This window comes from Thiobacillus sp., from assembly GCA_024235835.1.
Lineage (GTDB): Bacteria > Pseudomonadota > Gammaproteobacteria > Burkholderiales > Thiobacillaceae > PFJX01.
In genome coordinates this window covers 14,612-39,362 of record JACKLQ010000004.1, presented here as the reverse complement: position 1 = coordinate 39,362, position 24,751 = coordinate 14,612, and the positions used below count along the sequence as shown (strand labels likewise).

31 protein-coding genes are annotated in these 24,751 nt (G+C 65.1%); 15 read left to right on the top strand and 16 right to left on the bottom strand.

Annotation, left to right across the window (positions count from 1 at the left end):
• Positions 1-210 precede the first annotated feature (210 nt).
• Complete coding sequence (locus tag H6935_15750; protein ID MCP5279788.1) at positions 211-525, top strand: c-type cytochrome; 315 nt, start codon at positions 211-213, stop codon at positions 523-525.
• Positions 526-618: 93 nt separating this feature from the next.
• Here H6935_15750 and xerD read toward each other — a convergent pair whose 3' ends face one another.
• Entirely contained in the window at positions 619-1,542 is a 924-nt protein-coding gene (gene xerD / locus H6935_15745) for a site-specific tyrosine recombinase XerD (GenBank protein ID MCP5279787.1), read from the bottom strand.
• Positions 1,526-2,005 (bottom strand): methylated-DNA--[protein]-cysteine S-methyltransferase, encoded by a 480-nt coding sequence (locus H6935_15740; GenBank protein ID MCP5279786.1) that lies wholly within the window; start codon positions 2,003-2,005, stop codon positions 1,526-1,528. The genes xerD and H6935_15740 overlap by 17 nt, the downstream gene beginning before the upstream one ends.
• Before the next feature lie 146 nt (positions 2,006-2,151).
• On the opposite strand from H6935_15740, the gene H6935_15735 reads away from it, so the two are divergent.
• A complete protein-coding gene (locus H6935_15735) occupies positions 2,152-2,385 on the top strand; it encodes a hypothetical protein (protein MCP5279785.1) in 234 nt (77 codons plus the stop codon).
• 91 nt (positions 2,386-2,476) lie between these two features.
• Here the strand turns inward: H6935_15735 and H6935_15730 are convergent, their stop codons facing one another.
• The 4 genes from H6935_15730 to H6935_15715 all read right to left on the bottom strand — a co-directional run bounded on the left by H6935_15730 (position 2,477) and on the right by H6935_15715 (position 5,491).
• Positions 2,477-3,583: an aromatic ring-hydroxylating dioxygenase subunit alpha gene (locus H6935_15730; protein ID MCP5279784.1), complete on the bottom strand. Its 1,107-nt coding sequence runs from the start codon at positions 3,581-3,583 to the stop codon at positions 2,477-2,479.
• A gap of 111 nt (positions 3,584-3,694) precedes the next feature.
• On the bottom strand, positions 3,695-4,489 hold the full coding sequence (locus H6935_15725) for a ferritin-like domain-containing protein (GenBank protein MCP5279783.1): 795 nt from the start codon (positions 4,487-4,489) through the stop codon (positions 3,695-3,697).
• A gap of 10 nt (positions 4,490-4,499) precedes the next feature.
• The gene (locus tag H6935_15720; protein ID MCP5279782.1) at positions 4,500-4,859 is read right to left on the bottom strand and encodes a VanZ family protein; all 360 of its coding nucleotides are present in this window, start codon (positions 4,857-4,859) and stop codon (positions 4,500-4,502) included.
• 8 nt (positions 4,860-4,867) lie between these two features.
• Positions 4,868-5,491, bottom strand: coding sequence for an NAD(P)H-dependent oxidoreductase (locus tag H6935_15715; GenBank protein ID MCP5279781.1), 624 nt, complete (start codon positions 5,489-5,491; stop codon positions 4,868-4,870).
• A 41-nt stretch (positions 5,492-5,532) separates the two neighbouring features.
• On the opposite strand from H6935_15715, the gene H6935_15710 reads away from it, so the two are divergent.
• The 5 genes from H6935_15710 (at position 5,533) to mog (ending at position 9,855) form a co-directional block, all read left to right on the top strand.
• Positions 5,533-6,651, top strand: coding sequence for a M48 family metallopeptidase (locus tag H6935_15710; GenBank protein ID MCP5279780.1), 1,119 nt, complete (start codon positions 5,533-5,535; stop codon positions 6,649-6,651).
• A 20-nt stretch (positions 6,652-6,671) separates the two neighbouring features.
• Positions 6,672-7,364, top strand: a complete 693-nt coding sequence (locus H6935_15705; GenBank protein ID MCP5279779.1) for a Crp/Fnr family transcriptional regulator — start codon at positions 6,672-6,674, stop codon at positions 7,362-7,364.
• A gap of 11 nt (positions 7,365-7,375) precedes the next feature.
• On the top strand, positions 7,376-8,080 hold the full coding sequence (sfsA, locus tag H6935_15700; protein MCP5279778.1) for a DNA/RNA nuclease SfsA: 705 nt from the start codon (positions 7,376-7,378) through the stop codon (positions 8,078-8,080).
• Between the two features lie 82 nt (positions 8,081-8,162).
• The gene (locus tag H6935_15695; protein MCP5279777.1) at positions 8,163-9,278 is read left to right on the top strand and encodes a methyltransferase domain-containing protein; all 1,116 of its coding nucleotides are present in this window, start codon (positions 8,163-8,165) and stop codon (positions 9,276-9,278) included.
• A gap of 25 nt (positions 9,279-9,303) precedes the next feature.
• A complete protein-coding gene (gene mog, locus H6935_15690) occupies positions 9,304-9,855 on the top strand; it encodes a molybdopterin adenylyltransferase (protein MCP5279776.1) in 552 nt (183 codons plus the stop codon).
• On the opposite strand, the gene H6935_15685 is transcribed toward mog, so the two are convergent.
• The 7 genes from H6935_15685 to H6935_15655 form a co-directional block, all read right to left on the bottom strand.
• Positions 9,833-10,552, bottom strand: a complete 720-nt coding sequence (locus tag H6935_15685) for a tRNA threonylcarbamoyladenosine dehydratase (GenBank protein MCP5279775.1) — start codon at positions 10,550-10,552, stop codon at positions 9,833-9,835. The two genes, mog and H6935_15685, sit on opposite strands and share 23 nt — an antisense overlap.
• Positions 10,549-11,412, bottom strand: a complete 864-nt coding sequence (gene ubiA / locus H6935_15680; protein ID MCP5279774.1) for a 4-hydroxybenzoate octaprenyltransferase — start codon at positions 11,410-11,412, stop codon at positions 10,549-10,551. Before ubiA ends, H6935_15685 begins: the two co-directional genes overlap by 4 nt.
• Positions 11,413-11,419: 7 nt before the next feature.
• Entirely contained in the window at positions 11,420-11,941 is a 522-nt protein-coding gene (locus H6935_15675) for a chorismate lyase (protein MCP5279773.1), read from the bottom strand.
• A gap of 115 nt (positions 11,942-12,056) precedes the next feature.
• Complete coding sequence (gene recG / locus H6935_15670; GenBank protein ID MCP5279772.1) at positions 12,057-14,177, bottom strand: ATP-dependent DNA helicase RecG; 2,121 nt, start codon at positions 14,175-14,177, stop codon at positions 12,057-12,059.
• A gap of 21 nt (positions 14,178-14,198) precedes the next feature.
• Positions 14,199-14,579 carry a RidA family protein gene (locus tag H6935_15665; GenBank protein MCP5279771.1) on the bottom strand — a complete coding sequence of 127 codons (381 nt, stop codon included), beginning with the start codon at positions 14,577-14,579 and terminating at the stop codon, positions 14,199-14,201.
• Positions 14,580-14,655: 76 nt separating this feature from the next.
• The gene (locus tag H6935_15660) at positions 14,656-15,294 is read right to left on the bottom strand and encodes a tetratricopeptide repeat protein (GenBank protein ID MCP5279770.1); all 639 of its coding nucleotides are present in this window, start codon (positions 15,292-15,294) and stop codon (positions 14,656-14,658) included.
• A 91-nt stretch (positions 15,295-15,385) separates the two neighbouring features.
• A complete protein-coding gene (locus tag H6935_15655; protein ID MCP5279769.1) occupies positions 15,386-15,973 on the bottom strand; it encodes a superoxide dismutase [Fe] in 588 nt (195 codons plus the stop codon).
• Positions 15,974-16,143: 170 nt separating this feature from the next.
• On the opposite strand from H6935_15655, the gene H6935_15650 reads away from it, so the two are divergent.
• The gene (locus H6935_15650; protein ID MCP5279768.1) at positions 16,144-16,476 is read left to right on the top strand and encodes a TusE/DsrC/DsvC family sulfur relay protein; all 333 of its coding nucleotides are present in this window, start codon (positions 16,144-16,146) and stop codon (positions 16,474-16,476) included.
• Positions 16,477-16,527: 51 nt separating this feature from the next.
• On the top strand, positions 16,528-16,815 hold the full coding sequence (locus tag H6935_15645) for a hypothetical protein (GenBank protein ID MCP5279767.1): 288 nt from the start codon (positions 16,528-16,530) through the stop codon (positions 16,813-16,815).
• Positions 16,816-16,874: 59 nt separating this feature from the next.
• On the opposite strand, the gene H6935_15640 is transcribed toward H6935_15645, so the two are convergent.
• The 3 genes from H6935_15640 to moaC form a co-directional block, all read right to left on the bottom strand.
• Positions 16,875-17,240, bottom strand: coding sequence for a TusE/DsrC/DsvC family sulfur relay protein (locus tag H6935_15640; GenBank protein MCP5279766.1), 366 nt, complete (start codon positions 17,238-17,240; stop codon positions 16,875-16,877).
• 116 nt (positions 17,241-17,356) lie between these two features.
• A complete protein-coding gene (locus H6935_15635; GenBank protein MCP5279765.1) occupies positions 17,357-18,229 on the bottom strand; it encodes a formylglycine-generating enzyme family protein in 873 nt (290 codons plus the stop codon).
• The gene (moaC, locus tag H6935_15630) at positions 18,226-18,705 is read right to left on the bottom strand and encodes a cyclic pyranopterin monophosphate synthase MoaC (protein MCP5279764.1); all 480 of its coding nucleotides are present in this window, start codon (positions 18,703-18,705) and stop codon (positions 18,226-18,228) included. The genes H6935_15635 and moaC overlap by 4 nt, the downstream gene beginning before the upstream one ends.
• A 160-nt stretch (positions 18,706-18,865) precedes the next feature.
• Here moaC and H6935_15625 point away from each other — a divergent pair, with 160 nt between their 5' ends.
• The 6 genes from H6935_15625 to soxB all read left to right on the top strand — a co-directional run bounded on the left by H6935_15625 (position 18,866) and on the right by soxB (position 24,472).
• Positions 18,866-20,257 (top strand): M48 family metallopeptidase, encoded by a 1,392-nt coding sequence (locus H6935_15625; GenBank protein MCP5279763.1) that lies wholly within the window; start codon positions 18,866-18,868, stop codon positions 20,255-20,257.
• Between the two features lie 192 nt (positions 20,258-20,449).
• The gene (soxX, locus tag H6935_15620; GenBank protein MCP5279762.1) at positions 20,450-20,818 is read left to right on the top strand and encodes a sulfur oxidation c-type cytochrome SoxX; all 369 of its coding nucleotides are present in this window, start codon (positions 20,450-20,452) and stop codon (positions 20,816-20,818) included.
• Positions 20,819-20,841: 23 nt separating this feature from the next.
• Complete coding sequence (gene soxY, locus H6935_15615; protein ID MCP5279761.1) at positions 20,842-21,309, top strand: thiosulfate oxidation carrier protein SoxY; 468 nt, start codon at positions 20,842-20,844, stop codon at positions 21,307-21,309.
• Positions 21,310-21,361: 52 nt separating this feature from the next.
• Positions 21,362-21,676, top strand: coding sequence for a thiosulfate oxidation carrier complex protein SoxZ (gene soxZ / locus H6935_15610; protein ID MCP5279760.1), 315 nt, complete (start codon positions 21,362-21,364; stop codon positions 21,674-21,676).
• A gap of 69 nt (positions 21,677-21,745) precedes the next feature.
• The gene (gene soxA / locus H6935_15605) at positions 21,746-22,573 is read left to right on the top strand and encodes a sulfur oxidation c-type cytochrome SoxA (protein MCP5279759.1); all 828 of its coding nucleotides are present in this window, start codon (positions 21,746-21,748) and stop codon (positions 22,571-22,573) included.
• Positions 22,574-22,750: 177 nt separating this feature from the next.
• Complete coding sequence (gene soxB / locus H6935_15600; GenBank protein ID MCP5279758.1) at positions 22,751-24,472, top strand: thiosulfohydrolase SoxB; 1,722 nt, start codon at positions 22,751-22,753, stop codon at positions 24,470-24,472.
• Positions 24,473-24,751: the final 279 nt, after the last annotated feature.

Genomic DNA, 24,751 nt, shown 5'->3' with positions numbered 1-24,751 from the left:
TCAGTGTCGTGGCGGTGTCCTTGGCCTAGACCGGATGGCCTAGCGCATCTACCTGATTTATTCCCGGCGTAGCCGGACGAGAATGAAACCAGCCAGCGGACACCGGGTCGTCAGAGAAACGGACTACCCAGGGCCGGGTGGTGACGTTCCGCATCCCGTGGCTTCGAACCAGGTACGGGAACGATGACAAACTATTACAGGAGAGTAGCCATGAACAAGAAGCTTCATTTCATCGCCATGCTGTTTTGCATGCAACCAATGTTCTCGAATGCGGCGGATGTCACGGAAGGCGAGAACCTGTTTGCCCAATTCCGCTGCGCGGACTGTCACGGCGTGGACGCCCGCACCCAGGTCTCCAAGACCTCGCGGCCCATCGCCGGCATGAATCCCGACCAGATCTACACCAAGACCAAGCGCTTCATCGAAACCCGGGCCCACGACAATGTCATCACCGGCTGCGGTGAGCCCCCCAGCACCATTCAGATCAAGAAGATCGCGGATTACCTGGCCACGTTGCCGAAGTAATCGACAGGGGGCAATCGTCCTCCAGCTATTGCCCTCCTTCCCGCCCATGGAACCCCTGGTCCGCATGGGCTTTTTTTCAGGGCGGGGGCACTGCTATCCCCTGGGATGGTGCTGGGCGTGTAGGTTCTTCAGGCGTTCGCGGGCCACATGGGTGTAGATCTGAGTGGTGGCGATGTCCGCATGGCCCAGCAGCATCTGCACCACCCGCAGGTCGGCGCCGTGGTTGAGCAGATGGGTGGCGAAGGCGTGGCGCAGGGTGTGGGGCGAGAGGTGGGCGGTGATGCCGGCCTTTTTCGCGTGGCGCCTGATGAGGTACCAGAACATCTGCCGGGTCATGGGGCCACCCCTCTCGGTGACGAACAGGGACTCGCTGCCTCGTCCCTTAAGCAGCACCGGGCGCGCCTCCCGGGCGTAGCGCTGGATCCATTCCTGGGCCACTTCCCCCAGGGGCACCAGCCTTTCCTTGCCGCCCTTGCCGAAGATGCGGGCCACCCCGTCAGTGAGGCTCACCGCCGCCACGGGCAGGGCCACCAGTTCCGAGACGCGGAAGCCGGCGGCATACAGGGCCTCCAGCATGGCCCGGTCCCGCAGGCCCAGGGGCGTTTCCACATCCGGCGCCGCCAGCAAGGCCTCTACTTCCCCTTCCGACAAACTCATGGGCAGGGGCTTGGGCAGGCGGGGGGCATCCACGGTGAGGGTGGGGTCGTCCGGCCGGCGGCCTTCCCGCAGCAGCCAGCGGTGATAGCGCTTGATGGCCGTGAGCTGGCGCGCCAGGCTGCGGGCGGCCACTTTCATTTCCAGGGTACGGTGGGCCAGGAAGGCCTGGAGGTGGTCGCGCCGTGCAGCGTCCGGTGCCAGGCCGCGTTGCCCCAGCCAGGCAAAGAGCTGGGCCAGGTCCCGGCGGTAGCTTTCCAGGGAGCGGGGGGAGAGGCCATCTTCCAGCCAGAGCGCGTCGCAGAAGCGGTCCAGCTCCGTGTCGAAAGGCTGGTCGCTCAGGGTCTCAGATGACGCGCTCATGGCCCAGGAGCCAACGCTTGATGTCCTGGGAAAAGCCCACCAGACTGTGGTTGAAGCCTCCCAGGCTGCCATCGGCGGACACCACCCGGTGGCAAGGGATGATGATGGGGATGGGGTTGTCGCCCACGGCCTGGCCCACGGGGCGGGGCGCGGAATCCACACGCCGGGCCAGTTCGCCGTAGGTGATGGTCTGGCCCGGGGGGATGGACAGCAGGGCGGCCCACACCCGCTGGCGGAAGGTTGTGCCCACGGGTGCCAGGGGCAGGCCGAAGGCGTGGGCGGGATCGGCGTAGTAGGCCTCGAGTTCGGCGGACACCTGGCGCAGGAAGGCCGTGGAGGGTGGTTTGACGGGGGTGCCGGGGGGCAGGAATTCCAAGCCGGTCAGGCGATCCTGTTCCACGGATACACCCAGGGCGCCGAAGGGGGCATTGAGGATGGCATCAAAGGCACGAGGCGCTTGCATGGACGAATTGTGGTCTTGCCCGGCTTCCCCTGGCAAATGCGCTGAATTCCCTAGTAATTTTGTCGACATATATCCGGACGGTCTATATTGATAGCGCCTGGCATGACCGGCAAAGACCTGGGGAGAAACGGATCAAGGAGATAGCGATGACTGATCATATTGCCGATGTGATGGTGCACGTGAACGAAAGCCTGGACGAGGCAACCCTGCGCGCCTTGGAGGACGAGATGTTCGATAACGTGGGGGTCGTGGCGGTAGGGCACAACCCCCGGCGCCCCCACCTGATGCTGGTGGCCTTTGACCCGGAGGTGGCCATGCCCGCCAGTTTCCTGCAGCCCCTGCGCGGCCACGGGCTCCATGCCCAACTGGTGGGTTTCTGATTCGGCTGGCCGACGCGAGGCCTGATTCGCGATCACATGCCCACTAATGCCGAGGGCCCGCGCAGCGGGCCCTCGGCATTGCTGTCGCCGCCTAAAGGTGGGGCTCGATCATGCGCCGCAGCCATTCGTGGAAGTGCACCATGCCGTCCTCCATGGGTGACTGGTAGGGACCTTCCTGGCTGATGCCCTGCTCGTACAGGGCCTTGCGGCCCTTGTGCATGCCGTAGCAGATGTCGTCGTCCTCGATGGCGGTCTCCCGGTAGGCTGCCTGCTCCGCGTCGATGAACTCCCGCTCGAACAGGGCCACGTCCTCGGGGTAATAGAACTCCACCACGTTGAGGCAGGAATCGATGCCGGTGGGGATGATGTTGCTCACCACCAGGGTGTGGGGATACCACTCCACCATGAGGGTGGGGTAGTAGGTGAGCCAGATGGCGCCGTGGGCCGGGTCCTTGCCCTCGCCGTAGCGTTTCACCTGTTGGTGCCAGCGGTTGTACACGGCGCTGCCGGGCTTGGCCAGGTGGTTGTTCACGCCCACGGTCTGCACGGAATACATCTCGCCGTATTCCCACTTCAGCTCGTCGCAGTTCACGAACTGGCCCAGGCCCGGGTGGTAGGGCACCACGTGGTAGTCCTCCAAATACACTTCGATGAACGTCTTCCAGTTGAAGTCGTACTTCGTGATGTGGGTGCTCTCGTACAGGAAGCCGGAGAAATCCAGGTCGGCCTGCACGCCCAGCCTGGCCAAGTCAGTGTGCACGTCCCGGGGGCCGGCGAACAGCAGGCCGTTCCAGTTCCGCAGGGCGGTCTTGTTCAGGTGCAGGCAGGGGTTCTCGGGGAAGTGGGGCGCACCTAGCAATTGGCCCTGCTTGTCGTAGGTCCAGCGGTGGAAGGGGCAGACGATGTGCTGCGCATTGCCGCGACCCTGGAGCATCCGGGCCTGGCGGTGGCGGCACACGTTGGACAGCAGTTCCACGCCATGGGCGTTGTTCACGAGCATCTTGCCGCCGTCGTGGAGCCAGTCGAGGACGTGATAGTCCCCCAGGTTGGGGGTCATCAGTTCGTGGCCGATATAGTTGGAACCCTTCCTGAACAGGAGCTCCATCTCCAGTTCATGGATCTTCGGGTCGAAATACCAGTGCACTGGCAAGGCGGGGGAAACCTTGTTGAGCAGTGCGGAAGCGTTGAGTTCGGACATGATCCCCAATCCCTCCGAAAATCCAGAAAAAACAAGGAGAAACCTAGAAGAACGAGGGATTATGCCCGGGGGGCTTTCCCCGGGCAAGCCGACAATTGTGTCTTTTTATTGTTACAGCTGTGCCAGCTCTGATGCGCTGAAACCCGCTGCGATGCGGGCACTTTCATTGAAGGGCCGGCGGGGCCTGGGCACGCCCGGCGCGGCGAGCAAGTCCCGGTAGGTGGCCTCCGCGTCCAGGCCTCGTTCCGCGCACAGCCAGCGGAACCAGCGGTCGCCGGCAGCCACGTGCGTGATCTCGTCCCGCAGGATGATGTCCAGGATGGCGGCTCCGGCCTTGTCGCCGAAGCCGGTGAGCTTGCGCTGGATATCCGGCGTCACGTCCAGGCCCCGGGCCTCCATGAGGCGGGGCACCAGGGCCATGCGGGCCAGGGGGTCCTGGGCGGTCTTGCGGGCCAGTTCCCACAGGCCTGCGTGGGCCGGGAAGGAACCATAATCATGGGCCCCAGGGGTCTTGCCCAGGGTGCGCAGGTGATCCCGCAGCAACTGGAAGTGATAGGCCTCTTCCGCCGCCACGCGGAGCCAGTCGCCATAATAGTCCGGCGGAAATCCCGGAAAGCGCTGCACCGCGTCCAGGGCCAGATTGATGGCGTTGAACTCGATGTGGGCCAGGGCGTGGATGAGGGCGGCATGGTTGTCCGGGCCGCTGAGCTGGCGCCGGGGCATGGCGCGGGGGTCGTCCAGGACGGGCCGCTCGGGGATGCCCGCGTCGTCGATGGGCGGCGCGAAGGGAACCATGGCCAGATCCCCCGCCTGCCAGCTTGCCCAGAGCCGGGCCGCGGCGGCCAGCTTGGTGGCGATGTCCCGTTCCGCCAGGGCGGCCTGGGCGGCTGCCTGCAGGTAAGTCATTGCGGGGGGTTCATGGGGCCAGGCGCCGTTCCAGGCCCCTGAGCCAGCCTGGCCAGGTTCGGGTGGCCACCCAGCCCAGCAGCGCGCCGGCGGTATTGGCGAGCAGGTCCAGGAAACTCGGCTGCCGCTCGGGGGTCAGGCCCTGGATCACCTCCAGGCCCGCACCCATGAGCACGAAGAGCAGCAGCAAGCGGTTGGTCCGGGGATGCAGCTGGCCCCACCAGGCCATGAGGCTCAGATAGGCCAGCACGTGGCCGACCTTGTCTCCCTGGTCGATGCCGGATTCCACCGGTCTGGGCGTGAGGGAGAGCCAGCAGACCGCCGCCACCAGCAGCCAACCCAGGGCGAGCCAGCAGGTACGGCAGTTCATGGGTCGGGCTAACGGTATTCCGCGAGTTCCCGCAGGGGCAGGCGCAGTTTCTCGCCGGCGGCCTGGGCGCAGACGCCCAGGGCCAGGACCAGGGCGACTTCGTAGTGTTCGGGGTCGATGTCCAGCAAGGCGCGGACCTGGTCAGGCAGGAATCCGCCGATGGCGCAGGAGTCTATGCCGATGCCGGCGGCGGCGGTCATCATGTTGGCGGCGGCGATGTGGCACTGGCAGGTGCTCCAGGCCTTCACGTCGGTGATGGCGTGGAAGCCCCGGTAATTCTCCAGGGCAGGGGCGAACGCGATGCCGGGGTATTCCCGCTCTAGCAGTTTGCGGGCATAGGGATGGTCCGGGTGCAATTCCGCCAGCTTGGCCAGAATCACCACCAGGGCGCTGGCGCTGCCCACCTGGGGCTGCTGAAAGCAGGCGCCCTGCATGGCCGCCTTGTGCTCGTCCGAAGTGAGCACCAGGAACTTCCACTGTTCGAGTCCGAAGGACGAGGGGGAGAGGCGGCCTGCCTCCAGGATGAATTCCAGGTCCGCGGGGGCAAGGAGCAGGCCGGCCTTGAACTCGTGGCAGGCGTGGCGGCGCAGGAAGATGTCGGAGAGCTGGTTTTTCATTTTGATATGCTTCATGGGAGATGGCATTGTAGCCGTCCACTTCAAACACGGACCATATGCGTCTTCCCAACCCGGAATTCAATATCCTCCTCTTCGGACCCGGGATGCCCGCCTCCGGAGTGTCCGGTCGCGCCCATTTCGAGGACGGCGTACTGGTGCTCCACGGCCAGGGCCACTGGTACACGGCTCCGTCCACGGACATCCGGCTCAAGATGGGAGGCTTCGACGGACGCCAGTGGGTGGTCGAGTGGGCGAGCCCCGTGGGGGTGTTCACGGCCATTCTCCAGGGCGACGAGGCGGTGCGGCAGTTCATCGCCGAGGCGCCCGAGCCCGTGGCCCACCGCCTGCATGCTGCCCGCAAGGTCCACACCAAGCGGGGGTTTAATTTCCGCCTGGCCCTGGCGGCGATGGTCGCGGTGGTGTTCCTGCCGGTGTTCTCCCTGGTCTGGTTCTGGCTCAACGCAGACAGTTTCAGCAAGTGGGCAGCGGATCAGGTCAGCCTGGAACAGGAGGTCAAGCTGGGAGAAATGGCCCTGGCGCAGATGCGCGGCGGCATGGAGTTCCTGCCCGAGGACGCGCCGGCCGACGAGGTGGTTGAGCGCATCGGCGTGCGGCTCACCGCTGGCTCGAAATATCCTTTCCACTTCTATGTCGTGCGGGACCCCAGGGTGAACGCCTTCGCTCTGCCCGGCGGACCGGTGGTGGTCTTCACGGGCCTGCTGGAGGCGGCCCACGGCGCCGACGAGGTGGCGGGAGTGCTGGCCCACGAGGCCAGTCACGTGGAAAGGCGCCACGTCCTGCGCAACATGATCCACGCCCTGGGCCTGCGCGCGGTGATGGCGGTGGCCCTGGGGGACTTCGCCGGAGGAATCTGGGGCGACATGGCGGGGCGGTTGGCGGAACTGTCCTATGGCCGCGACCTGGAGCGGGAGGCGGACCTGGATGGGCTGGACCTGTTGCGCAAGGCGGGGCTGCCCGCGGAGGGCATGGCCAGCTTCTTCGAGAAGATGGCGGCCCGGGAGGATGGCAGCATCGAGTTGCTGTCCAGCCACCCTGCCAGCGAGGAGCGGCTGCGGGCCTTGCGTGAGGCCATTGCGGCCCGGGGGCCCTATCTGCATCTATCCCTGGACGTGGACTGGGATGCAATCAAGAAGTCGCTGCAAGACAACTCTTAGGCCAGGATCCGGGTATCCCCATGCAGATCACCATCCAACAACTGAAGCATCGAAGTGCCCTGTTCACTGGTCTGGACGACGCGGACATCGCCGCGATCCTGGCGCTGGCCCACGACGAACGGCAACCGGCCAGGCACGTGGTTTTCCATGAGGGCGACAAGGGTGACCAGTTGCTGGTGCTGCTGGAAGGCCGGGTCAAGGTCAGCCTGGCCTCCCCGGAAGGCAAGGAAGCCATCCTCAGCATCCTGGAGCCCGGCCAGCTCATCGGCGAGATGTCGCTGCTGGACGGCGGCCCGCGCAGCGCCACCGTGACCACCATGGACGCCTGCCGCTTCCTGGTGATCCGGCGTCAGGATTTCATCGGTTTTCTCGAGCGCAGCCCCCACGTGGCCTTGTCCCTGTTGCAGGCACTGTCCCTGAGGCTGCGGGCCACCAATGACATGGTGGGCAACTTAAGCTTTCTCAACCTGCCGGCCCGCCTGGCCCGCATTCTCCTCAACCTGGGCCAGCAGTACGGCAAGCTCACCGCCGAGGGCATCGTCATCGGCCTCAAGCTTTCCCAGGAGGAACTGGGCAACCTGGTGGGGGTCTCCCGGGAGAGCGTCAACCGTCAGGTGCGCATGTGGGTGGAAATGGGCATCCTGGACTACGCCCATGGCATCCTCATCCTCAAGGACTCGGACGCCCTGTTCAGGGAGGCCCTGGCGGCCTGACCACTGATCCTATGCAATTCCCCAGGCCCCTGGTCACCGGTACCCTGCTGCGCCGCTATCAGCGTTTCCTCGCCGACGTGCGCCTGGATTCGGGCGAGCAAGTCACCGCCCACTGCCCCAACACCGGCTCCATGCTGGGCCTGAAGGACCCGGGCAACCGGGTCTGGCTGTCGCCGGCGGACAAGCCGGACCGCAAGCTGGCCTGGACCTGGGAGATGGTGGAGGCTGACGGCGTCAGCGTGGGCATCCACACCGGCCGTGCCAATGGCCTGGTGCGGGAGGCCCTGGAAGCGGGGCTGCTGCCGAAGCTGTCCGGTTTCACCTCCTGCCGCGCCGAAGCCCCCCTGTCGGCCCGCAGCCGCACGGACCTGCTGCTGGGTTTTCCCGCCGGCCCCTGTTTTGTGGAGGTGAAGAGCGTCACCGCCGCAGTGGCGGATGGCGTGGGCTTCTTCCCCGACGCGGTGAGCGACCGGGCTGCCAAACACGTGCGCGAACTGGCCGAGGCCGTCTCGGGTGGCGCCCGGGCCGCTGTGGTGTTCTGCGTGCAGCGGGGCGATGTGAACGAGGTGCGTCCCGCCGGCCATATCGACCCGGTCTTCGCCCATTCCTTGCGCCAGGCCGTGGGCCAGGGCGTGGAGCTTTATGCCCTGGGGGCCTCGGTGAGCCAGGCCGGTATCCGGTTGGAGCGGCCCCTGAACGTGAACCTGGAGGGGTGATGGGCGCGACTGCCAGGCCGTCCGTAGGGGGCGCTTTCCCTCCCCTGGGGAGGATGTCACTCCGTGACTGGAAGGGAGTCCAGTGAGCATCGAAGCCTGCCTGGAGTGGTCTTGCCCCGTGGCCCGGCACAGGGACCGACTGGTGCTGCGGGAGGCCGCCCTGCAGGCCAGCGGGCGCTGGGCGGCGGCGGCAGCCGAATTGCGCGACCAGGCCGAAGTGGCCAGGGACGCCATGCCCTGGTGCCAGCCCGGTGGGCTGCCTCCGGCGGATCTGCCCAGGAGCCATTTCCGCCTGCGCACGGAGCCGGTGCCGGGCCGTTTCTATCCCCGCATGGCTTTTTCCGACCTGGCCCAGGGGCCCCGGGACCTGTTCCCCGTGCGCCTGCTGGACGTGGTCGGCGACCGGCTGCGGGTGGACCCCAATCATCCCCTGGCCGCCCGCGCACCCCGGCTGGTCTTGCGGCCGTGCGTCGGGGAACCTGCGCCTGGAACCCGTATGGCCGACCTGTTCGAGGGCCCCGGCCTGCAACAGCCTCCGGCCGATCCGGAGCGGGCCTACTTCGCGCTGGAATCCCTGTCCCGCCCGGACGAGGCACCGGATGATCTTTTCTATGCCGAGCCCCGCATGGTGCACCACCTGGATGCCGCCTGCCGTGGCGAGATCAGCCGGTTGTATGGACGCTTTCTCCAGCCGGGCATGCGGGTGCTTGATCTCATGGCCAGCTGGACCAGCCATCTGCCGACGGCACCCGCCGACCTCTTCGTGGCGGGCCTGGGCTTGAACGCGGCTGAACTGTCCGCCAACCCGCGCCTGTCGGAACAGGTGGTGAAGGACCTGAACACCCGGGACGGCCTGCCCTGGGGTAACGGCGTGTTCGACCTGGTACTGTGCACGGCCTCCATCGAGTACCTGATCCGGCCCCAGGGGGTCATGGCGGAGGTGAAACGGGTACTGCGTCCCGGCGGTACTTGCGTGGTCACCTTCTCTGACCGCTGGTTTCCTCCCAAGGCCATCAGGATCTGGGGGGAGATCCACCCCTTCGAGCGGGTGGCCCTGGTGCTGAGCCTGTTTGCCGAGGCGGGCTTCAGTGGCATGCAAACCGAATCCCTGCGCGGCCTGGCCCGGCCGGCGGACGACAAGTACATCGACCAGCGCCTTTCGGCTGACCCCTTGTTCGCCGTGCGGGGCACGGCCTGATTTATTCCGCTTTACAGGAGCCACCATGCACGAACCCGCCACCATCGGCATCGTTTCCATCAGCGACCGCGCCAGTACCGGCGTTTATGAGGACAAGGGACTGCCGGCCCTGAAGGAATGGCTGACCGCCGCCCTGCAGAATCCCTTGATCTTCGTGGAGCGGCTGATCCCCGACGAGCAGCCAGGCATCGAAGAGGCACTCAGGGACCTGGCCGGACGGTGCTGCCTGGTGCTGACCACCGGCGGCACCGGCCCGGCCCCCCGGGACGTGACTCCGGAGGCAACCCTGGCGGTGGCAGACAAGGTCCTGCCGGGCTTCGGCGAGCAGATGCGGGCCGTGAGCCTGAAGTACGTGCCCACGGCCATCCTTTCCCGCCAGGTGGGGGTGGTGCGTGGCGCCTGCCTGATACTCAACCTGCCGGGCCAGCCCAAGGCCATCAAGGAAACCCTGGACGGCGTGTTCGGCGCCGTACCCTATTGCGTGGACCTGGTCGGCGGCCCCTACCTGGAGACCCGGGAGGATGTGGTGAAGGCCTTCCGGCCGAAGTCCGCCCTCAGGCCGCCAGCAGGCGGTTGACCACCGCACCCGCCAGCATCAGCCCGAAAAGGGGGGGCAGGTAGGAAATGGTGCCGTTCACCGCCCGGGGGCGGCCCTGAGGCGTAGGTTCCGGGGGCTTGGGCGGCCGGCCGGGTTCATCTGACCAGATGCACAGCACACCCTTGCCGACGCCTCGGCGCTTGAGCCGGGTGCGTACTTCACGGGCCAGGGGGTCCACCTGGGTCTTGGAGATATCGGACACCCGCACCCGGGTGGGGTCCAGCTTGTTGCCGGCCCCCATGCTGGCGGCAACGGGCAAACCCCGGGACAGGGCAGTTTCGATGAGGGCCAGCTTGCAGTTGAGGGAATCGATGCAATCCACCACGTAGCGCGCATCCCCGGGCAGCAGGTCCGCCACGTTATCGGGGGTGATGAATTGTGTCAGCACTGTCAGGCGGCAGTCCGGGTTGATGTCGCGGATGCGTGCCGCCATGACGTCGGTCTTGAACTCGCCCACGGTGGAGAGAGTGGCGGGCAATTGCCGGTTGATGTTGGAAGTGGCCACCCGGTCCATGTCCACCAGGGTCAGCCGGCCCACCCCCGCCCTGGCCAGGGCCTCGGCGCACCAGGAGCCCACGCCGCCCAGGCCCGCCAGGAATATGTGGGTGTCCGCCAGGCGGGCCAGGCCCGCCTCGCCGATGAGGATCTCCGTGCGTTCGAACTGGGGCAGCGTCATGCGTAGTTGCTGGCCACCATGCCGGCGAACACCGCAGCGCCGAACCAGTTGTTGTGCAGGAAGGCCTTGAAGCAGCGGGCCGGTTCCCGGTGGCGGATGAGGGTGTAGTGGTAGCCGGCGACGCCGGCGGCGACGGCCAGGCCCAGGTAATACGGCCAATGCAGTTGCAGGGCATGGCCCGCCCAGGCCAGCAGGCCCAGGGTGATGGCATAGCAAAGCATCACCGCCGTCACATCGTGGCGTCCGAAGGTAATGGCCGAGGTCTTGATGCCGATCTTCAGGTCGTCGGCCCGGTCCACCATGGCGTATTCCGTGTCGTAGGCGATGGCCCAGAACATGTTGGCCACCAGCAGCAGCCAGGCGATGGAGGGCACGGCTTCGAGATGGGCGGCGAAGGCCATGGGAATGCCGAAGCCGAAGGCAATGCCCAGGTAGGCCTGGGGGATGGCGAAGAAGCGCTTGGTGAAGGGGTAGGTGGCAGCCAGGAAGGCGGCAGCGAAGGATAGCTTGATCAGGAGCCAGTTCTGCAGGGGCAGGATGAGCAGGAAGGCCAGCAGGGCCAGCGCCGCCGCCAGGATGAGGGCCTCCTTCTCGCTTATGCGGCGGGCGGCCAGGGGCCGGTTCTTGGTGCGTTCCACGTGAGGGTCGAAGTCCCGGTCGGCGTAATCGTTCACCACGCAGCCGGCGGAGCGCATCAGCACCACCCCCAGCAGGAACACCCACAGCACCGCCCAGTCCGGCTGGCCGCCGCCGGACAGCCACAGACCCCAGAGCGTGGGCCAGGCCAGCAGCAGGATGCCGATGGGCTTGTCCAGGCGCATCAGCTTCTCGTATTCGTTGAGGCGTTCGGTCAGGGTCATGGCAGGCTTATGGAAGGTGCAGGGTCTCGGGCAGGAACACTTCGGTTACCAGTATGGAATGGCCTTGCAGGGTGAAGCGGCAGCGACGGCTCCATAGGTTGAGCGGGACCTCGTCCAGGTGGGCGGTGGCCTTGCGGTACAGGGGGTGGCGCCGGTCCAGGCGCCTGAACTCCAGGGGGTGCCGCTGAATGCGGGGGTCGGAGAACAGGGCGGCCCCCAGGGGGCGGTTGCCCAGCCCGGACAGTCCCACCCAGGGACCCTGCAGTCCGGCCATGGGGATCACGCTGTGGGCGAACACCAGGGGTTTCTGGCCGCAGCGCAACAGCACTTCCCGGATCATGGCCAGGCGCCGGTGGGAGAGCCTCATCAAGTCTTCCTCGTCCAGATGGGCGGCCCCCCCCCTCTGGCTCAGGCGCACCATATTGAATGCAGGGCAGCGATGCATCAGGGCATGGGTCAGGGAACCCCGGACCTGGAGCCAGTGACGGTAGGGGGTGTTGCTGATGAGGTGGGGTTGCCAGCGGTCCATGAGTAGGGCCAAAGAAAAACCTCAAAATTATGCCACCGGCCAGGGACCGGCGACGGTCTAATCAGCCTGGACGCGGCGACCCGCATCCGGACGCCTGGGACAGCTGGCTGGATGCTCAGGCCTTGAGATAGTCCAGGCCCCGGGGCAGCCAGCGCCCCAGGTGCCGTCGTACCGCCTCGGGTTCCCGGTCCAGCAGGGTCTCTGCAGCGTTCCGGGCTGCTTCCAGCAATTCCAGGTCCGTCTCCAGGTCGGCGAAGCGCAGCATGGGCACGCCGCTCTGGCGGGCCCCCAGGAATTCCCCGGGTCCCCGCAGGTGCAGGTCCTCCCGGGCGATGGCGAAGCCGTCGGCGTTGTCCTTGATGATCTTGAGGCGTTGCTTGGCGGTGTCCGAGAGGGGGTCGCCATAGAGCAGCAGGCAGGTGGATTCCCGCTGGCCCCGTCCCACCCGGCCCCGCAACTGGTGCAGCTGGGCAAGACCGTAGCGCTCCGCGTGCTCGATCACCATGAGGGCGGCGTTGGGCACGTCCACGCCCACCTCGATGACCGTGGTGGCCACCAGCAGGTGCAGTTCACCGGCCTTGAAGGCGGCCATGACGGCGGCCTTCTCCTCCGCCGACTTGCGGCCGTGCACCAGGCCGATGGCCAGTTCCGGCAGGATGGCCGTCAACTCCGCGAAGCTTTCCTCCGCCGCCTTGAGCTGGAGCTTCTCCGATTCCTCCACCAGGGGGCATACCCAGTAGGCCTGGGCCCCGGAGAGACAGTAGTCCCGCAGGCGGCCGATGACCTCGTCCCGCCGGGCCAGGGAGATGACCTTGGTGGCGATGGGCGTGCGCCCCGGCGGCAGTTCGTCAATGACGGACACGTCCAGGTCCGCGTAGTAGCTCATGGCCAGGGAGCGGGGAATGGGGGTGGCGGACATCATCAACAAATGCGGAACCCGACCTGCAGTAGGCAGTTCGCAGTCGGCTGTCGGCAGTGGAGGCGTGGCATCGGCATTGGCAGCTATTTCTGTCGACTGTGGACTGACGTCTGCCAACTGTCCTTTCTCGCGCAGCGCCAGGCGCTGGCCCACACCGAAGCGATGCTGCTCGTCCACCACCGCCAGGGTGAGATTCTTGAATTCGACGCCGGCCTGGAACAGGGCATGGGTTCCCACGGCCACGTCCACCGTGCCGGCGGCGATATCCGCCAGGGCCTGCTTCTTGGCTTTGCCCTTGAGGGCCGCCGCCAGCCAGGCTACCTTGAAGCCCAGGGGCGTGAGCCATTCGTGGAATTTGAGAAAGAGCTGTTCCGCCAGGATCTCCGTGGGGGCCATGACCGCCGCCTGGCTGCCTGCGGCCAGGGCCGGAAGCACCGACAGGACCGCCACCAAAGTCTTGCCGCTGCCCACGTCCCCCTGTAGCAGGCGGTTCATGGGCAGGGGCCGGGCCAGGTCGCGGAGGATCTCGGTAAGAGCGCGGCGCTGGGCGGCCGTGAGGGGGAAGGGCAGGGCGGCCAGCAGGCGCGCTGCCAGGCCGCCGTCGTCGGCCAGGGGCGGCGAAGCCAGTTCGTGGCGATGGCGTGCGGCCAGGCGCAGGGAAAGCTGCTGGGCCAGGAGTTCGTCGAATTTCAGTCTTCGCCAGGCCGGGTCATGGCGGCTTTCCAGGGCCAGGGTGTCCACCTTGGGCGGCGGTGTGTGCAGTCGCGCCAGGGTGGGGCCGAAGGGAGGCAGGGCCAGGTCGCGCAGCAGGTCCTCGGGCAGGGTCTCGTCCAGGTCCGCCTCTGCCAGGGCGGCGCCGACGGCCTTGCGGATGGCGTTCTGGGAAAGCCCCGCCACGCTGGGGTAGACGGGTGTCAGGGCCGCGGGCAAAGGCGTGCCGGGCTTCACCACCCGCAGTCGGGGGTGGACCATTTCATTGCCGAAGAAGCCGGGCCGGACCTCGCCGAACAGGCGCACCCGTACGCCGGGTTTAAGCTGGGTCACCTGGTTGGGATAGAAATGGATCAGGCGGCAGAACAACAGGTCGCCGGCATCGTCATGCAGTTCCAGCACCAGTTGCCGCCGGGGCCGGGGCTGGACCTCGGCATGGGCCACGGTGCCTTCCACCTGCACCGTCTCCCCTGGGCGGGCGCCGCGGATGGGGGTCAGGCGGGTCTCGTCCTCATAGCGCAGGGGCAGGTGCAGGATCAGCTCGGCCGGGTCGCGGTAGCCCAGCTTGCGGGCCACCGCCTCCGGGCCGGCTATGGCAGGCGGCATGGGGGCGGGTCAGTCCGAGGTTCAGCCCAGCACCATCACCGCGTCGGCCTCTACCAGGGCACCCTTGGGCAGTTCCTTCACGCCCACGGCAGCCCGGGCGGGATAGGGGGGCTGGAAGTACTGGGCCATGACCTCGTTGACCTTGGCGAAGTTGGCGAGGTCGGTGAGGAACACGTTCAGCTTCACCACGTCGACCATCTTGCCGCCGGCAGCCTCGGCGACGGCCCGCAGGTTCTGGAACACCCGGTGGATCTGGTTCTCGATGCCGTCCACCATCTGCATGGAGGCAGGGTCCAGGCCGATCTGGCCTGATAGGTACACGGTGTCGCCCACCTTGATGGCCTGGGAATAGGTCCCGATGGCCTGGGGGGCGTTGGGGGTGGAAATGATGGTCTTGCTCATGCGGGCTCCATGGAAAATGGCAGGGGATCGCAGCGAAGCCTACCAAAGATCGCGCCTGCCTAGATGGGGGAGGGAATCAGACGCCTTCCAGCAGGATGGCGAACATGCGCTCCCGCTGGGCCGGGGCGAGATCCCCCAGGACCCGGATGGCCGCCTGTTCCACCCGGGCGCTGCGGGTGACCGCATAGGTGGCGGCCAGGCGGCGCCATGCCTCCGCCAGTGCCGGGTCCGAAGCCTGGAGCCGGCGAAGTGCCTGGGCCACGCCGGCCGGGCCTTTCAACAGGTAGAAAGTCTGGCCCAGGTTGCGCCAGGCCAGGAGGTAGTCGGGCTCCGCCCGCACGGCGTCGTGGTAGGCGGCCATGGCTTCCCGGTGGCGTCCCAGGGCGTGGTAGCTGTTGCCCAGGTTGTTGTAGGCGTAGCTGTCCGTGGGGTCCACGCGCAGATTCTGGCGATAGGCCTCGATGGCCTCGGGGTAGCGCCTGAGTTCCCCATAGGCCCGGCCCAGGGTGAACCAGGACAGCGGGTTTTGGCCTTCAGCCTGGCTCCACCGGTGGCCCAGGTGCAGCAGGGCAGGCCAGTCGCCCTGCTTTTCCAGGGCCTGGGCCCGGTCAAGCCAAGGGGACTTGATGTCCCGGGCCTGGGCTGTTGGCAGCAGGAATATCCACTGGAGCATCAGCACCAGCGCGAATCGGGAATGGAAAATCGACCACTGCATGGTTGGTGTGCGCCTGCCGGGCAAACAAAAAGGGTGTCTTCGCAGACACCCTCTTACCGTCATGTCGCGCGGGGCGCAACAGGATACGTGCTCAGCCGGCGTAGTTGGCGGCGGCGAAGTCCCAGTTCACCAGGCTGTTCAGGAAGGTCTCCACGAACTTGGGACGCAGGTTGCGGTAGTCGATGTAGTAGGCGTGCTCCCAGACGTCGACGCAGAGCAGGGGCTTGTCGGCGGTGGTCAGGGGTGTGCCGGCGGCGCCCATGTTGACGATGTCCACGGAACCATCGGCCTTCTTCACCAGCCAGGTCCAGCCGGAACCGAAGTTGCCCACGGCGCTGGTCTGGAAAGCCTTCTTGAACTCGTCCAGAGAACCCCACTTGGCGTTGATGGCGTCGGCCAGGGCACCGGCAGGGGCGCCACCGCCGTTGGGCTTCATGCAGTTCCAGAAGAAGGTGTGGTTGGAGACCTGGGCGGCGTTGTTGTAGATGCCGCCGGCGGGGGCGGTCTTGACGATGTCCTCCAGGGACTTGTTCTCGAAATCCGTGCCCTTGATGAGGTTGTTCAGGTTGGTGACGTAGGCCTGGTGGTGCTTGGCGTAGTGGTACTCAAAGGTTTCCTTGGACATGTGGGGCTGCAGGGCGTCCATGGCATAGGGCAGGGCGGGCAGTTGATGTTCCATTGTCAATCTCTCCTGTTGTTGGGTGTCCCGAATAGACCAGCGAATTTTAGGGGCGAGCTGTGACAGGGGCAATACTTGACTTTAATACTCAAGAATTGATAGACTGATTCCAACTTGATGACTGTGGTCATCGGTCAATCACATACAACCGGGTGAAGAGAGGAAAAACCATGGAACTGAATATCAACGGCCGCACGGTGGAAACCGATCCCGAAGGCTATCTGGTGAACCTGTCCGACTGGGCGGAGGACGTGGCCGAGTTCCTGGCCGGCCAGGACAAGCTGGAACTCCGGGAAAACCACTGGAAAATCATCAACTACATGCGGGACTACTTCAACGAGTACGGCACCGCTCCCAACCTTCGCATTTTGCAGAAGGCTCTGAAGGAAGAGTTTGGTTCGGAATGGGGCGACAAGAAGTTCCTGTTCGACCTGTTCCCCTACGGTCCGGCCAAGCAGGCAGGCCGCTATGCAGGCACCCCCAAGCCGACTGGTTGTGTTTGACTACTTCCTTTGTACTACACTGGCCCCGTTTTCATACGGGGCTTTTTTTATATGCGCACCTTCGCCGCGATTCTGTTCCTGACCCTTGCCGGTCAGGCTTTGGCGTTTCCCTGGTACGCCGGGGGAGATAACCTGCGCGGTGCCCAATTCCTGACGCCGGATGAGCGCAAGGCCCATGTGGCCCGCCTGCAGGGCATGCAGAGCTTCGACGAGTGCCGCACCTACATGCAGGCCCATTACCTGGAACTGGACAAGCGCGCCAAAGAGAAGAACATGGCCCTGCCTCCCGTGCAGGGGGACCCCTGCGAGGTGATGCGCACCATGGGACGATTCCGTTGATTCAGCCCGTCCCCAAGCAAACGGCCCGCCTGAGCGGGCCGTTTGCTTCATGGCGAGGCTTAGTGCACGCTGCCGAAGGAAGGGTCTGCATTGCCGCTGGGCGTGGGCAGTCCGGCCAGACGGCAGCCCTGGGTGACCGGCCCCCGGGGAAACAGCTTGTACAGGAACTTGCGCCCGCCCTGGTCGGCATAGGCCGTTTCCATGGACTTCAGCAGGGCGCGGGCATTGGGCGCCTGGCCGCACTGGGAAAATTGGTCCCGCAGGTAGCAGATCACGTCCAGGTGGGTGTCGGACAATTCCATGCCCTCTTCGAGGGCCATCTGGCGGGCCTGGTCCTCGTTCCAGGGCTCCAGGTCGTTGAGGTAGGCGTCAGCCTCGCAGGGGGCCAGGTTCTCCGCCATCACCAACTTGTTGATATCCAGCATTTCCAATCTCCTCTAGGTTGAAGGGTCCCGCCCAGGGAACAGCGCGGCCTGTCATCATCTCTAGCAGCCCCGGGATGAATTTCAACCTATTGAATAAATTGGATTAAACCATCCTTTTAAGGAGTCTCCCGCAGTACGCGGAAACCCAGGTTCATGTCCAGTTCGTTGATCCGCCGGGGCTTGCGGGCGGCAGAACGGGCCTGCCAGGCCGACTCGAACCAGGAACCGCCCTTGGTCACGAACCAGAGCCCATCCCGTCCTGGTTTGGCGGAATGAAGCGCGTCGATGGGACCCACCCAGGCATCGCTTGTGAACTCCCAGACATTGCCATGCATGTCGTGTAGACCCCACAGGTTGGCGGGGTAGCAACCCACGTCGATGGCCTGGTAGAGCGGTGCGCAGAAGGGCAGGAAGCGCCGCCATCCCTGGCTGCTGCGACCTTCCAGCCGGAAGGAGCCGGTGTTGGCTTCGCCGCAACCCAGTTCATCGCCGAAGCAGTAGCGGGTGGCGGAGCCCGCCCGGCACGCGTATTCCCACTCCGCTTCCGTGGGCAGGCGGTAACGATGTCCCGCTTCCGTGCCCAGCCAGTCCAGGTAGGCCTGGGCCTGGGCCCGGTCGATATTGGTGACGGGCTGCCTGCCCTCGGTGCGGATGAGGTGATCCGACCACGAAAATCCCGTGGCCTTCGCGAAGGCGTGGAATTCCTCGGCGGTGACGCAGAACCTGCCCAGGGCAAAGGGGGCGTCGATGGTCACGTGGCGGCGGGGCTGCTCGCCGAATCCCCGCTCATCATCGACGGCACCCATGTCGAACACGCCGGGGGGGACGATCACCAGTTCGGGCCCGGGCGAACCGTCGGCAAGGGTGTCGCGAAATGCCGTCTCCAGTCCCAGGATGGCGGCGACTTCGGCCTGGTGGGCCCGCAACCGGGCCGGGGAAAGCTCATGCACGTAGGGCTTTTCCAGCACGGCCTGAACCTGGGACATCATGCTTCCGCCTTCCAGTGGCCCGATTTTCCGCCGAGTTTTTCCTCCAGGCGCACTGACTCGATCACCATGCCCCGGTCCACCGCCTTGCACATGTCGTAGATGGTGAGGAGGGCGGCGGCGGCGGCGGTGAGGGCTTCCATCTCCACGCCCGTGCGGCCCACGGTCTCCGCCCGGGCATTGCAGCCGATGGCATGGCCGGCTTCGTCGGCTGTGAAATCCACGCTGACCTTGGTGAGGGCGATGGGGTGGCAGAGGGGGATCAGGTCCGGCGTGCGCTTGGCCGCCATGATGCCCGCCAGCCTGGCCACGCCCAGGACGTCACCTTTCTTCGCGCTGCCCGCCAGAATCATGGCAAGGGTTTCTGGTTGCATGGTGATGCGGCCGGAAGCGATGGCCACGCGGTGGGTCTCGGTCTTGGCTTCCACGCCCACCATCACGGCGCGGCCCTGTTCGTCAAAGTGTGTGAACTGGCTCATGGTTCGAGGAACTGATGGAGAGGGCGGCTATCATAGCCGCATGCACTTATCACGTCCCTTTCCCGCCTTGTGGCTCTCAAGTAAAAAACGAAGGGCCGCCCCGAGTTTGGTTGACCCCCACGGAGGCCGGACTGGGCGCAGCCCGACCCTGGCGGCGCTCATGGCCGCCGTGATGTGTTTCACCATTTCCGCGCACGCCCTGGACCTGCCGGACCTGGGGGAGGTGTCCCGCACCAGCCTTACCGAGTCCAACGAGGACCGCATCGGCCGGGAGATCATGCGCCAGATACGGGATAGCGGCGATTACTACGACGATCCGGTGATCCTGGAATACCTGACGGGCCTGGGGGAGCGGCTGGGCAGCGCGTCGCCGGAACCTGGCATGCGCTTCGAGTTCTTCGCGGTGCGTGATCCCACCCTCAATGCCTTCGCCCTGCCGGGCGGCTATATCGGCGTGCACACGGGACTCATATCCGCCACCCGCAACGAGTCGGAACTGGCGGGGGTGCTGGGCCATGAACTGGGCCACGTCACCCAGAAGCACATCGCCCGCATGGTGGACAACCAGAAGAACGCCAGCCTGGTGTCCATCCTGGCGCTGGCAGTGGCCATCCTGGCCGCCCGTTCCAACAGCGACGTCACCCAGGCGGCCATTGCCACGTCCCAGGCCTACAGCATCCAGAACCAGCTGAACTTCACCCGGGAGAACGAGCGGGAGGCGGACAGAGTGGGCCTGCAGACCCTGGCTTCCGCAGGTTATTCTCCCCAGGGCATGTCCAGTTTCTTCGAGCGTCTCCAGGCCCAGGGGCGCCTCTATGAGAACAACGCACCAGGTTATCTGCGCACCCACCCCCTTACCTATGAACGCATCGCGGACATGCAGAACCGGCTGAGCCAGATGCGCTACCAGCAGCGGGAAGACAGCCTGGAATACCTTTTCGTGCGGGCCCGGGTGCAGGCCGAGGAGGGCGAGGCAAGGGATGCCTTGTCGCGCTTCGAGGCCCGGGTCAAGGAACAAGGTGACGCGGGCAACTGGTACGGCCTGGCCCGGGCCGCGCTGCGCGCCAATGAGTTGGTCCGTGCCCGGGCCGCCCTCCAGGCCCTGGCCCCCTACGAAGACCGCTCGCCCCTGGTTCCGTTGCTGCAAGGCGAGATCCTGCTCGCGGAGAACCGGGCCGGCGAGGCTGTCCAGGCTCTGGAGGCCGCCGCCAGGCGCTTCAGCAGCTACCGCCCCCTGGCCTATCTGCACGCACGGGCGTTGCTTCTTGCCCAGCGTCCCGCCGAGGCCATCGCATTGATCCGCCGACAGCAGCAGATCTGGGCTGCGGACATCCGCTTCCTTACCCTGTCCGCCGAGGCCCACCAGGCCTTGGGCCAATGGGCCCAGGGCCACCTTGCCCAGGCCGAGGCCTATGTGCTCCAGGGCCGCGAGAGCGCGGCCATCGATCAGTTGCAGCAGGCGCAAAAACACAGAAACAGCGACTTCTACACCTTGTCCATCATCGATGCACGGTTGCGGGAACTGAAGGAACAGCAAAGCAAGGAAAAGTAAAGCCCAAGTAGTTGCTTCCAAGGGCAATCATTGGCTTGGTAACAAAGTACCTGAGACCCAATCTATCGTACTAAAGTTATACCAACGCTCTTGTGTGATCGGTCCGTAGGGGGCTAAGGTTCGCCGGTCCATTAGGGATACCACCCACATTTCGTGGTTGTATTAGCACTCAACGAGGAAGGAGACGAGGAGATGAAAAATCTCGCGCGGAAACGTGCTTCCGTTTTGACCGGCTTGCTAGCTGCTTTGCTCGCCACCGGTGCCATGGCACAGGGCGCCAAAAAAGAAGAGTCCGGCAAGGACATCGCCTACAACCGTTCCAAGGGCAACTGCCTGGCCTGCCATGGCTTCCCCACGCTGCCCGATGCGGAACAAACCGGCAACAGCGGCCCGCCCCTGATCGCCATGCAGGCCCGCTTCCCCGACAAGGCCGTGCTGCGCGCCAAGATATGGGATGCCACCGCCACCAATGCTTCCAGCATGATGCCCCCCTTCGGCAAGCACCAGCTGCTGACCGAGCAGGAGATCGACAAGGTCATCGACTTTATCTACGGCCTGTAAGCCGACCGATTCGAGGAGAACACATGAATACTCTGCGTAGAAACGTATTGAAGGGCGCTGGCTCTGCTGGTGTGGTGGGCGTTGCCGTGATGGCTGGCCTGCTGAAGCCCGGCATGGCCTTCGCTGCCTGGAACAAGGCTGGGTTTGAAGCCAAGGACATGGGCGGAGCCATGGGCGCCATTGGTGGAGGCGGAGCTGCTGCCAGCGGCGACATCCAGGTGAAGGCCCCTGACATTGCCGAGAACGGTGCGGTGGTGCCGGTGGAGATCACCAGCAAGATTGCCGGGACCGATGGCATTGCCATTCTGGCGGAGAAGAACGGCTTCCCCCTGATTGCCGACTTCAAGCTGATGAACGGTGCGGAAGGGTACGTCTCCACCCGCGTCAAGATGGGTGCCACGTCCAACGTGGTGGCGGTGGTCACTGCGGGCGGCAAGACCTACAAGGCCCACAAGGAAGTCAAGGTCACCATTGGCGGCTGCGGCGGCTAAAAGCCCTGAACCCCTGAGACCTAGACCTTGAACTGAACACAGGAGAAACAACATGGCAGAACCCATGAAGATCCGCGCCTCCCTGAAGGGCGATGTAGCCGAAGTGAAGTGCCTGATGAACCACGTGATGGAGACCGGCCTGCGCAAGGACGCGAAGACGGGCCAGATGGTGCCTGCGCACCACATCACCAACGTGACGTGCACGGTGGGCGGCAAGCAGGTGATGGACGCCCAGTGGGGCGGCGGCATCAGCAAGAACCCCTACCTGGCGATCCGCGTGAAGGGTGCCAAGGCGGGCGACAAGGTGGTGGTGTCCTGGACGGACAACAAGGGCGACTCCAACACCGCCGACGCCACTATCAGCTGATTTTGGCCCAGGAGTCCCGGGCCTGCCCGGGACTGCCTCGCAAATCTGTATCCATCATTGGAGGACGGCATGAAGAAACTGTTGCTAGCCATGGCAGGGATCGGCCTGCTGACCGGGGCGATCGCCGCCAACGCGGGCCCGGAAGAAGACCGCACGAAACTGGTGAACTATTTCACCCAGAAGTACCCTGACGTGAAGATCGAGAACTATGTGTATGGTGCCCTGGCCTTCGACCCCGATGCCAAGAGCCAGTACGACGCCATCATGGAATTCCCGCCCTACACCTCTCAACTGGAGAAAGGCGAGAAGCTGTTCAAGACTCCCTTCAAGAACGGCAAGACCTACGCCGACTGCCTGCCCAACGGCGGCAAGATGATCGCCGGCAATTACCCCATGTTCGACGAGGCCAAGGGCAAGGTGGTGACCCTGGAAGACGTGGCCAACGCCTGCCGGGTGGCCAACGGGGAAGCCGCGCTGCCCCGGGGCGACAAGAACTTCGAGCTGTCCATGGCCTATCTGCGCACCCTGTCCGACGGCATGAAGATGAACATCAAGGTGGATGGTGCGGGGGCCATGAAGGCCTTCGAGGACGGCAAGAAGACCTATTATTCCCGCTCCGGCCAGTTCAACTTCTCCTGCGCTTCCTGCCACGTGGAAGGCGCCGGCAACCGCCTGCGTTCCGAGCTGCTCTCTCCCGGCGTGGGCCAGGCCGTGCACTGGCCCGTGTTCCGGGGCGGCGAGAACCTGGTCTCCCTGCAGAAACGTTACGAAGGCTGCTTCAAGAACGTGCGCCAGGTACCCGATAAGGCCGGCACCGCCCGCATGAACAACCTGGAGTACTTCCACTCCTACTTGAGCAACGGGTTGGAGATGACGGCCTCCGTTTTCCGGAAGTAAGACGGTTACGAGGTTCTTGAAAAATCCGGGCTTCTGCCCGGATTTTTACTTCCAGGGTCAGTCCGGACAAGTGTTTTGAACCACCTGTACTGGCCCATCGTTACCATTTACTGAGCCGTGGGGGCTGGGGACAATGCCGCACCACGCCGAACAAGCTTCTTTGAGGAGAACACAAGCATGTCCATGACCCGTCGCGAATTTATGCAAGTGCTGGCCGCTGCCGCCGCCACCGGCTTTGCCCTGGATAGCAAATCCGCCCTGGCCGGCAACGCCCCCGCCGGCTACTACGACGTGCCTGCCTTCGGCAACTGCTCCCTGATGCACATCACCGACTGCCATGCCCAGTTGATGCCGGTGTACTTCCGCGAACCCAACGTGAACCTGGGCGTGGGAGATGCCGTGGGCAAGGTGCCCCATCTGGTGGGCGACCATCTGCTCAAGCATTTCAATATCAAGAACGGCACCATCGACGCCCACGCCTTCACCTACCTGGACTTCGAGGCGGCCTCCCGCACCTACGGCAAGGTGGGAGGCTTCGCCCATCTTAAGACCCTGGTGGATCGCGTGCGCTCTCAGCGTCCCGGCTCCCTGCTGCTGGACGGCGGCGACACCTGGCAGGGTTCCGCCACCGCCCTGTGGACCAATGCCCAGGACATGGTGGACGCCTGCATAGCTCTGGGCGTCAACGTCATGACCCCCCACTGGGAAATGACCTATGGCGCCGAGCGCGTCATGGAGATCGTCAATGGCGACTTCAAGAAGGCCGGCGTGGATTTCGTTGCCCAGAACGTGGTCACCAACGACTTCGGCGACCAGGTGTTCAAGCCCTACACCATGAAGAACATCAACGGCGTGCAGGTGGCCATCATCGGCCAGGCCTTCCCCTACACCCCTATCGCCAACCCCCGCTGGATGGTGCCCGACTGGTCCTTCGGCATCCGCGACGATGGCATGCAGAAGTGGGTGGACGAGGCCCGCGCCAAGGGCGCCCAGGTGGTGGCTGTGCTGTCCCACAATGGCATGGACGTGGACATCAAGATGGCCAGCCGCGTCACCGGCATCGACGTCATCTTCGGCGGCCACACCCATGACGGCGTGCCCAAGCCCGTGGAAGTGAAGAACGCCGGCGGCATGACCCTGGTCACCAACGCCGGCTCCAACGGCAAGTTCCTGGGCGTCATGGACTTCGACGTCAAGGGCGGCAAGGTCAAGGGCTGGAAGTATCGTTTGCTGCCCGTGTTCTCCAACCTGCTGCCCGCCGATCCCGGCATGGAAGCCCTCATCAAGAAGATCCGCACCCCCTTCGAGGCCAAGCTGAACGAGAAGCTGGCCGTCACCGAGGGCGTGCTCTATCGCCGGGGCAACTTCAACGGCACCTACGACCAGCTCATCTGCGACGCGCTGATGAAGGTGAAAGGTGCCGATGCCGCCTTCTCCCCGGGATTCCGCTGGGGCACCAGCCTGTTGTCCGGCGACGTCATCACCATGGAGCGGCTGATGGACCAGGTGGCCATCACCTATCCGGCCACCACCCTCAACACCATGAAGGGAGAGCAGATCCACACCATCATGGAAGACGTGTGCGACAACCTGTTCAACGCCGACCCCTACTACCAGCAGGGTGGCGACATGGTGCGCGTGGGCGGCATCCAGTACACCATCGACCCCAACAAGACCATTGGCAAGCGCATCACCAACATGATGATGAAGGGCAAGCCCGTGGACCCCGCCAAGTCCTACAAGGTGGCCGGTTGGGCCCCCGTGGGCGAGGGCGTCCAGGGCGCTCCCATCTGGGACGTGGTGGCCGAGTACCTGCGGGACCAGAAGGTCATCAAGCCCGTCAACCTCAACCAGCCCAAGGTGTTGGGCATGGGCAACAACCCGGGCATGGTGCTGTAAGCCACCCGCCCGACCGATGCCAGGGGCCCTGCGGGGCCCCTTTTTCATGCGCGCCCGGCACGGGCGCACTCTTGTGGGTGCAAGTCCCACCGTAAGTTGATCACAGCGAACGAAGCGAAGCGCAGCTGCATGAGGGCGACCGAGTGTGGGGAGGAAGCGTGGAGCGAAGCTGCGAACCGATGGACAAGAACCGGATAGAAGGCGTTGCCGAGCAGGGCGAACGGGCATGAAACCGAGAAGCTCTCGTGATCAAGGCGAGGCGGCGTAAATCCGGCGGTT

Coding starts and splice junctions, on each gene's coding strand:
- H6935_15645 (MCP5279767.1), top strand. CDS start 16,528: ATGCGCACCTTCGCCGCGATTCTGTTCCTGACCCTTGCCGGTCAGGCT.
- H6935_15660 (MCP5279770.1), bottom strand. CDS start 15,294: ATGCAGTGGTCGATTTTCCATTCCCGATTCGCGCTGGTGCTGATGCTC.
- H6935_15715 (MCP5279781.1), bottom strand. CDS start 5,491: ATGAAGCATATCAAAATGAAAAACCAGCTCTCCGACATCTTCCTGCGC.
- H6935_15740 (MCP5279786.1), bottom strand. CDS start 2,005: ATGCAAGCGCCTCGTGCCTTTGATGCCATCCTCAATGCCCCCTTCGGC.
- mog (MCP5279776.1), top strand. CDS start 9,304: ATGCACGAACCCGCCACCATCGGCATCGTTTCCATCAGCGACCGCGCC.
- soxB (MCP5279758.1), top strand. CDS start 22,751: ATGTCCATGACCCGTCGCGAATTTATGCAAGTGCTGGCCGCTGCCGCC.
- H6935_15665 (MCP5279771.1), bottom strand. CDS start 14,579: ATGAGCAAGACCATCATTTCCACCCCCAACGCCCCCCAGGCCATCGGG.
- H6935_15720 (MCP5279782.1), bottom strand. CDS start 4,859: ATGAACTGCCGTACCTGCTGGCTCGCCCTGGGTTGGCTGCTGGTGGCG.
- H6935_15705 (MCP5279779.1), top strand. CDS start 6,672: ATGCAGATCACCATCCAACAACTGAAGCATCGAAGTGCCCTGTTCACT.
- H6935_15730 (MCP5279784.1), bottom strand. CDS start 3,583: ATGTCCGAACTCAACGCTTCCGCACTGCTCAACAAGGTTTCCCCCGCC.
- H6935_15625 (MCP5279763.1), top strand. CDS start 18,866: ATGGCCGCCGTGATGTGTTTCACCATTTCCGCGCACGCCCTGGACCTG.
- H6935_15635 (MCP5279765.1), bottom strand. CDS start 18,229: ATGATGTCCCAGGTTCAGGCCGTGCTGGAAAAGCCCTACGTGCATGAG.
- soxX (MCP5279762.1), top strand. CDS start 20,450: ATGAAAAATCTCGCGCGGAAACGTGCTTCCGTTTTGACCGGCTTGCTA.
- H6935_15735 (MCP5279785.1), top strand. CDS start 2,152: ATGACTGATCATATTGCCGATGTGATGGTGCACGTGAACGAAAGCCTG.
- H6935_15710 (MCP5279780.1), top strand. CDS start 5,533: ATGCGTCTTCCCAACCCGGAATTCAATATCCTCCTCTTCGGACCCGGG.
- H6935_15725 (MCP5279783.1), bottom strand. CDS start 4,489: ATGACTTACCTGCAGGCAGCCGCCCAGGCCGCCCTGGCGGAACGGGAC.
- H6935_15675 (MCP5279773.1), bottom strand. CDS start 11,941: ATGGACCGCTGGCAACCCCACCTCATCAGCAACACCCCCTACCGTCAC.
- H6935_15650 (MCP5279768.1), top strand. CDS start 16,144: ATGGAACTGAATATCAACGGCCGCACGGTGGAAACCGATCCCGAAGGC.
- H6935_15640 (MCP5279766.1), bottom strand. CDS start 17,240: ATGCTGGATATCAACAAGTTGGTGATGGCGGAGAACCTGGCCCCCTGC.
- moaC (MCP5279764.1), bottom strand. CDS start 18,705: ATGAGCCAGTTCACACACTTTGACGAACAGGGCCGCGCCGTGATGGTG.
- soxA (MCP5279759.1), top strand. CDS start 21,746: ATGAAGAAACTGTTGCTAGCCATGGCAGGGATCGGCCTGCTGACCGGG.
- recG (MCP5279772.1), bottom strand. CDS start 14,177: ATGCCGCCTGCCATAGCCGGCCCGGAGGCGGTGGCCCGCAAGCTGGGC.
- H6935_15750 (MCP5279788.1), top strand. CDS start 211: ATGAACAAGAAGCTTCATTTCATCGCCATGCTGTTTTGCATGCAACCA.
- xerD (MCP5279787.1), bottom strand. CDS start 1,542: ATGAGCGCGTCATCTGAGACCCTGAGCGACCAGCCTTTCGACACGGAG.
- soxY (MCP5279761.1), top strand. CDS start 20,842: ATGAATACTCTGCGTAGAAACGTATTGAAGGGCGCTGGCTCTGCTGGT.
- ubiA (MCP5279774.1), bottom strand. CDS start 11,412: ATGACCCTGACCGAACGCCTCAACGAATACGAGAAGCTGATGCGCCTG.
- sfsA (MCP5279778.1), top strand. CDS start 7,376: ATGCAATTCCCCAGGCCCCTGGTCACCGGTACCCTGCTGCGCCGCTAT.
- soxZ (MCP5279760.1), top strand. CDS start 21,362: ATGGCAGAACCCATGAAGATCCGCGCCTCCCTGAAGGGCGATGTAGCC.
- H6935_15685 (MCP5279775.1), bottom strand. CDS start 10,552: ATGACGCTGCCCCAGTTCGAACGCACGGAGATCCTCATCGGCGAGGCG.
- H6935_15655 (MCP5279769.1), bottom strand. CDS start 15,973: ATGGAACATCAACTGCCCGCCCTGCCCTATGCCATGGACGCCCTGCAG.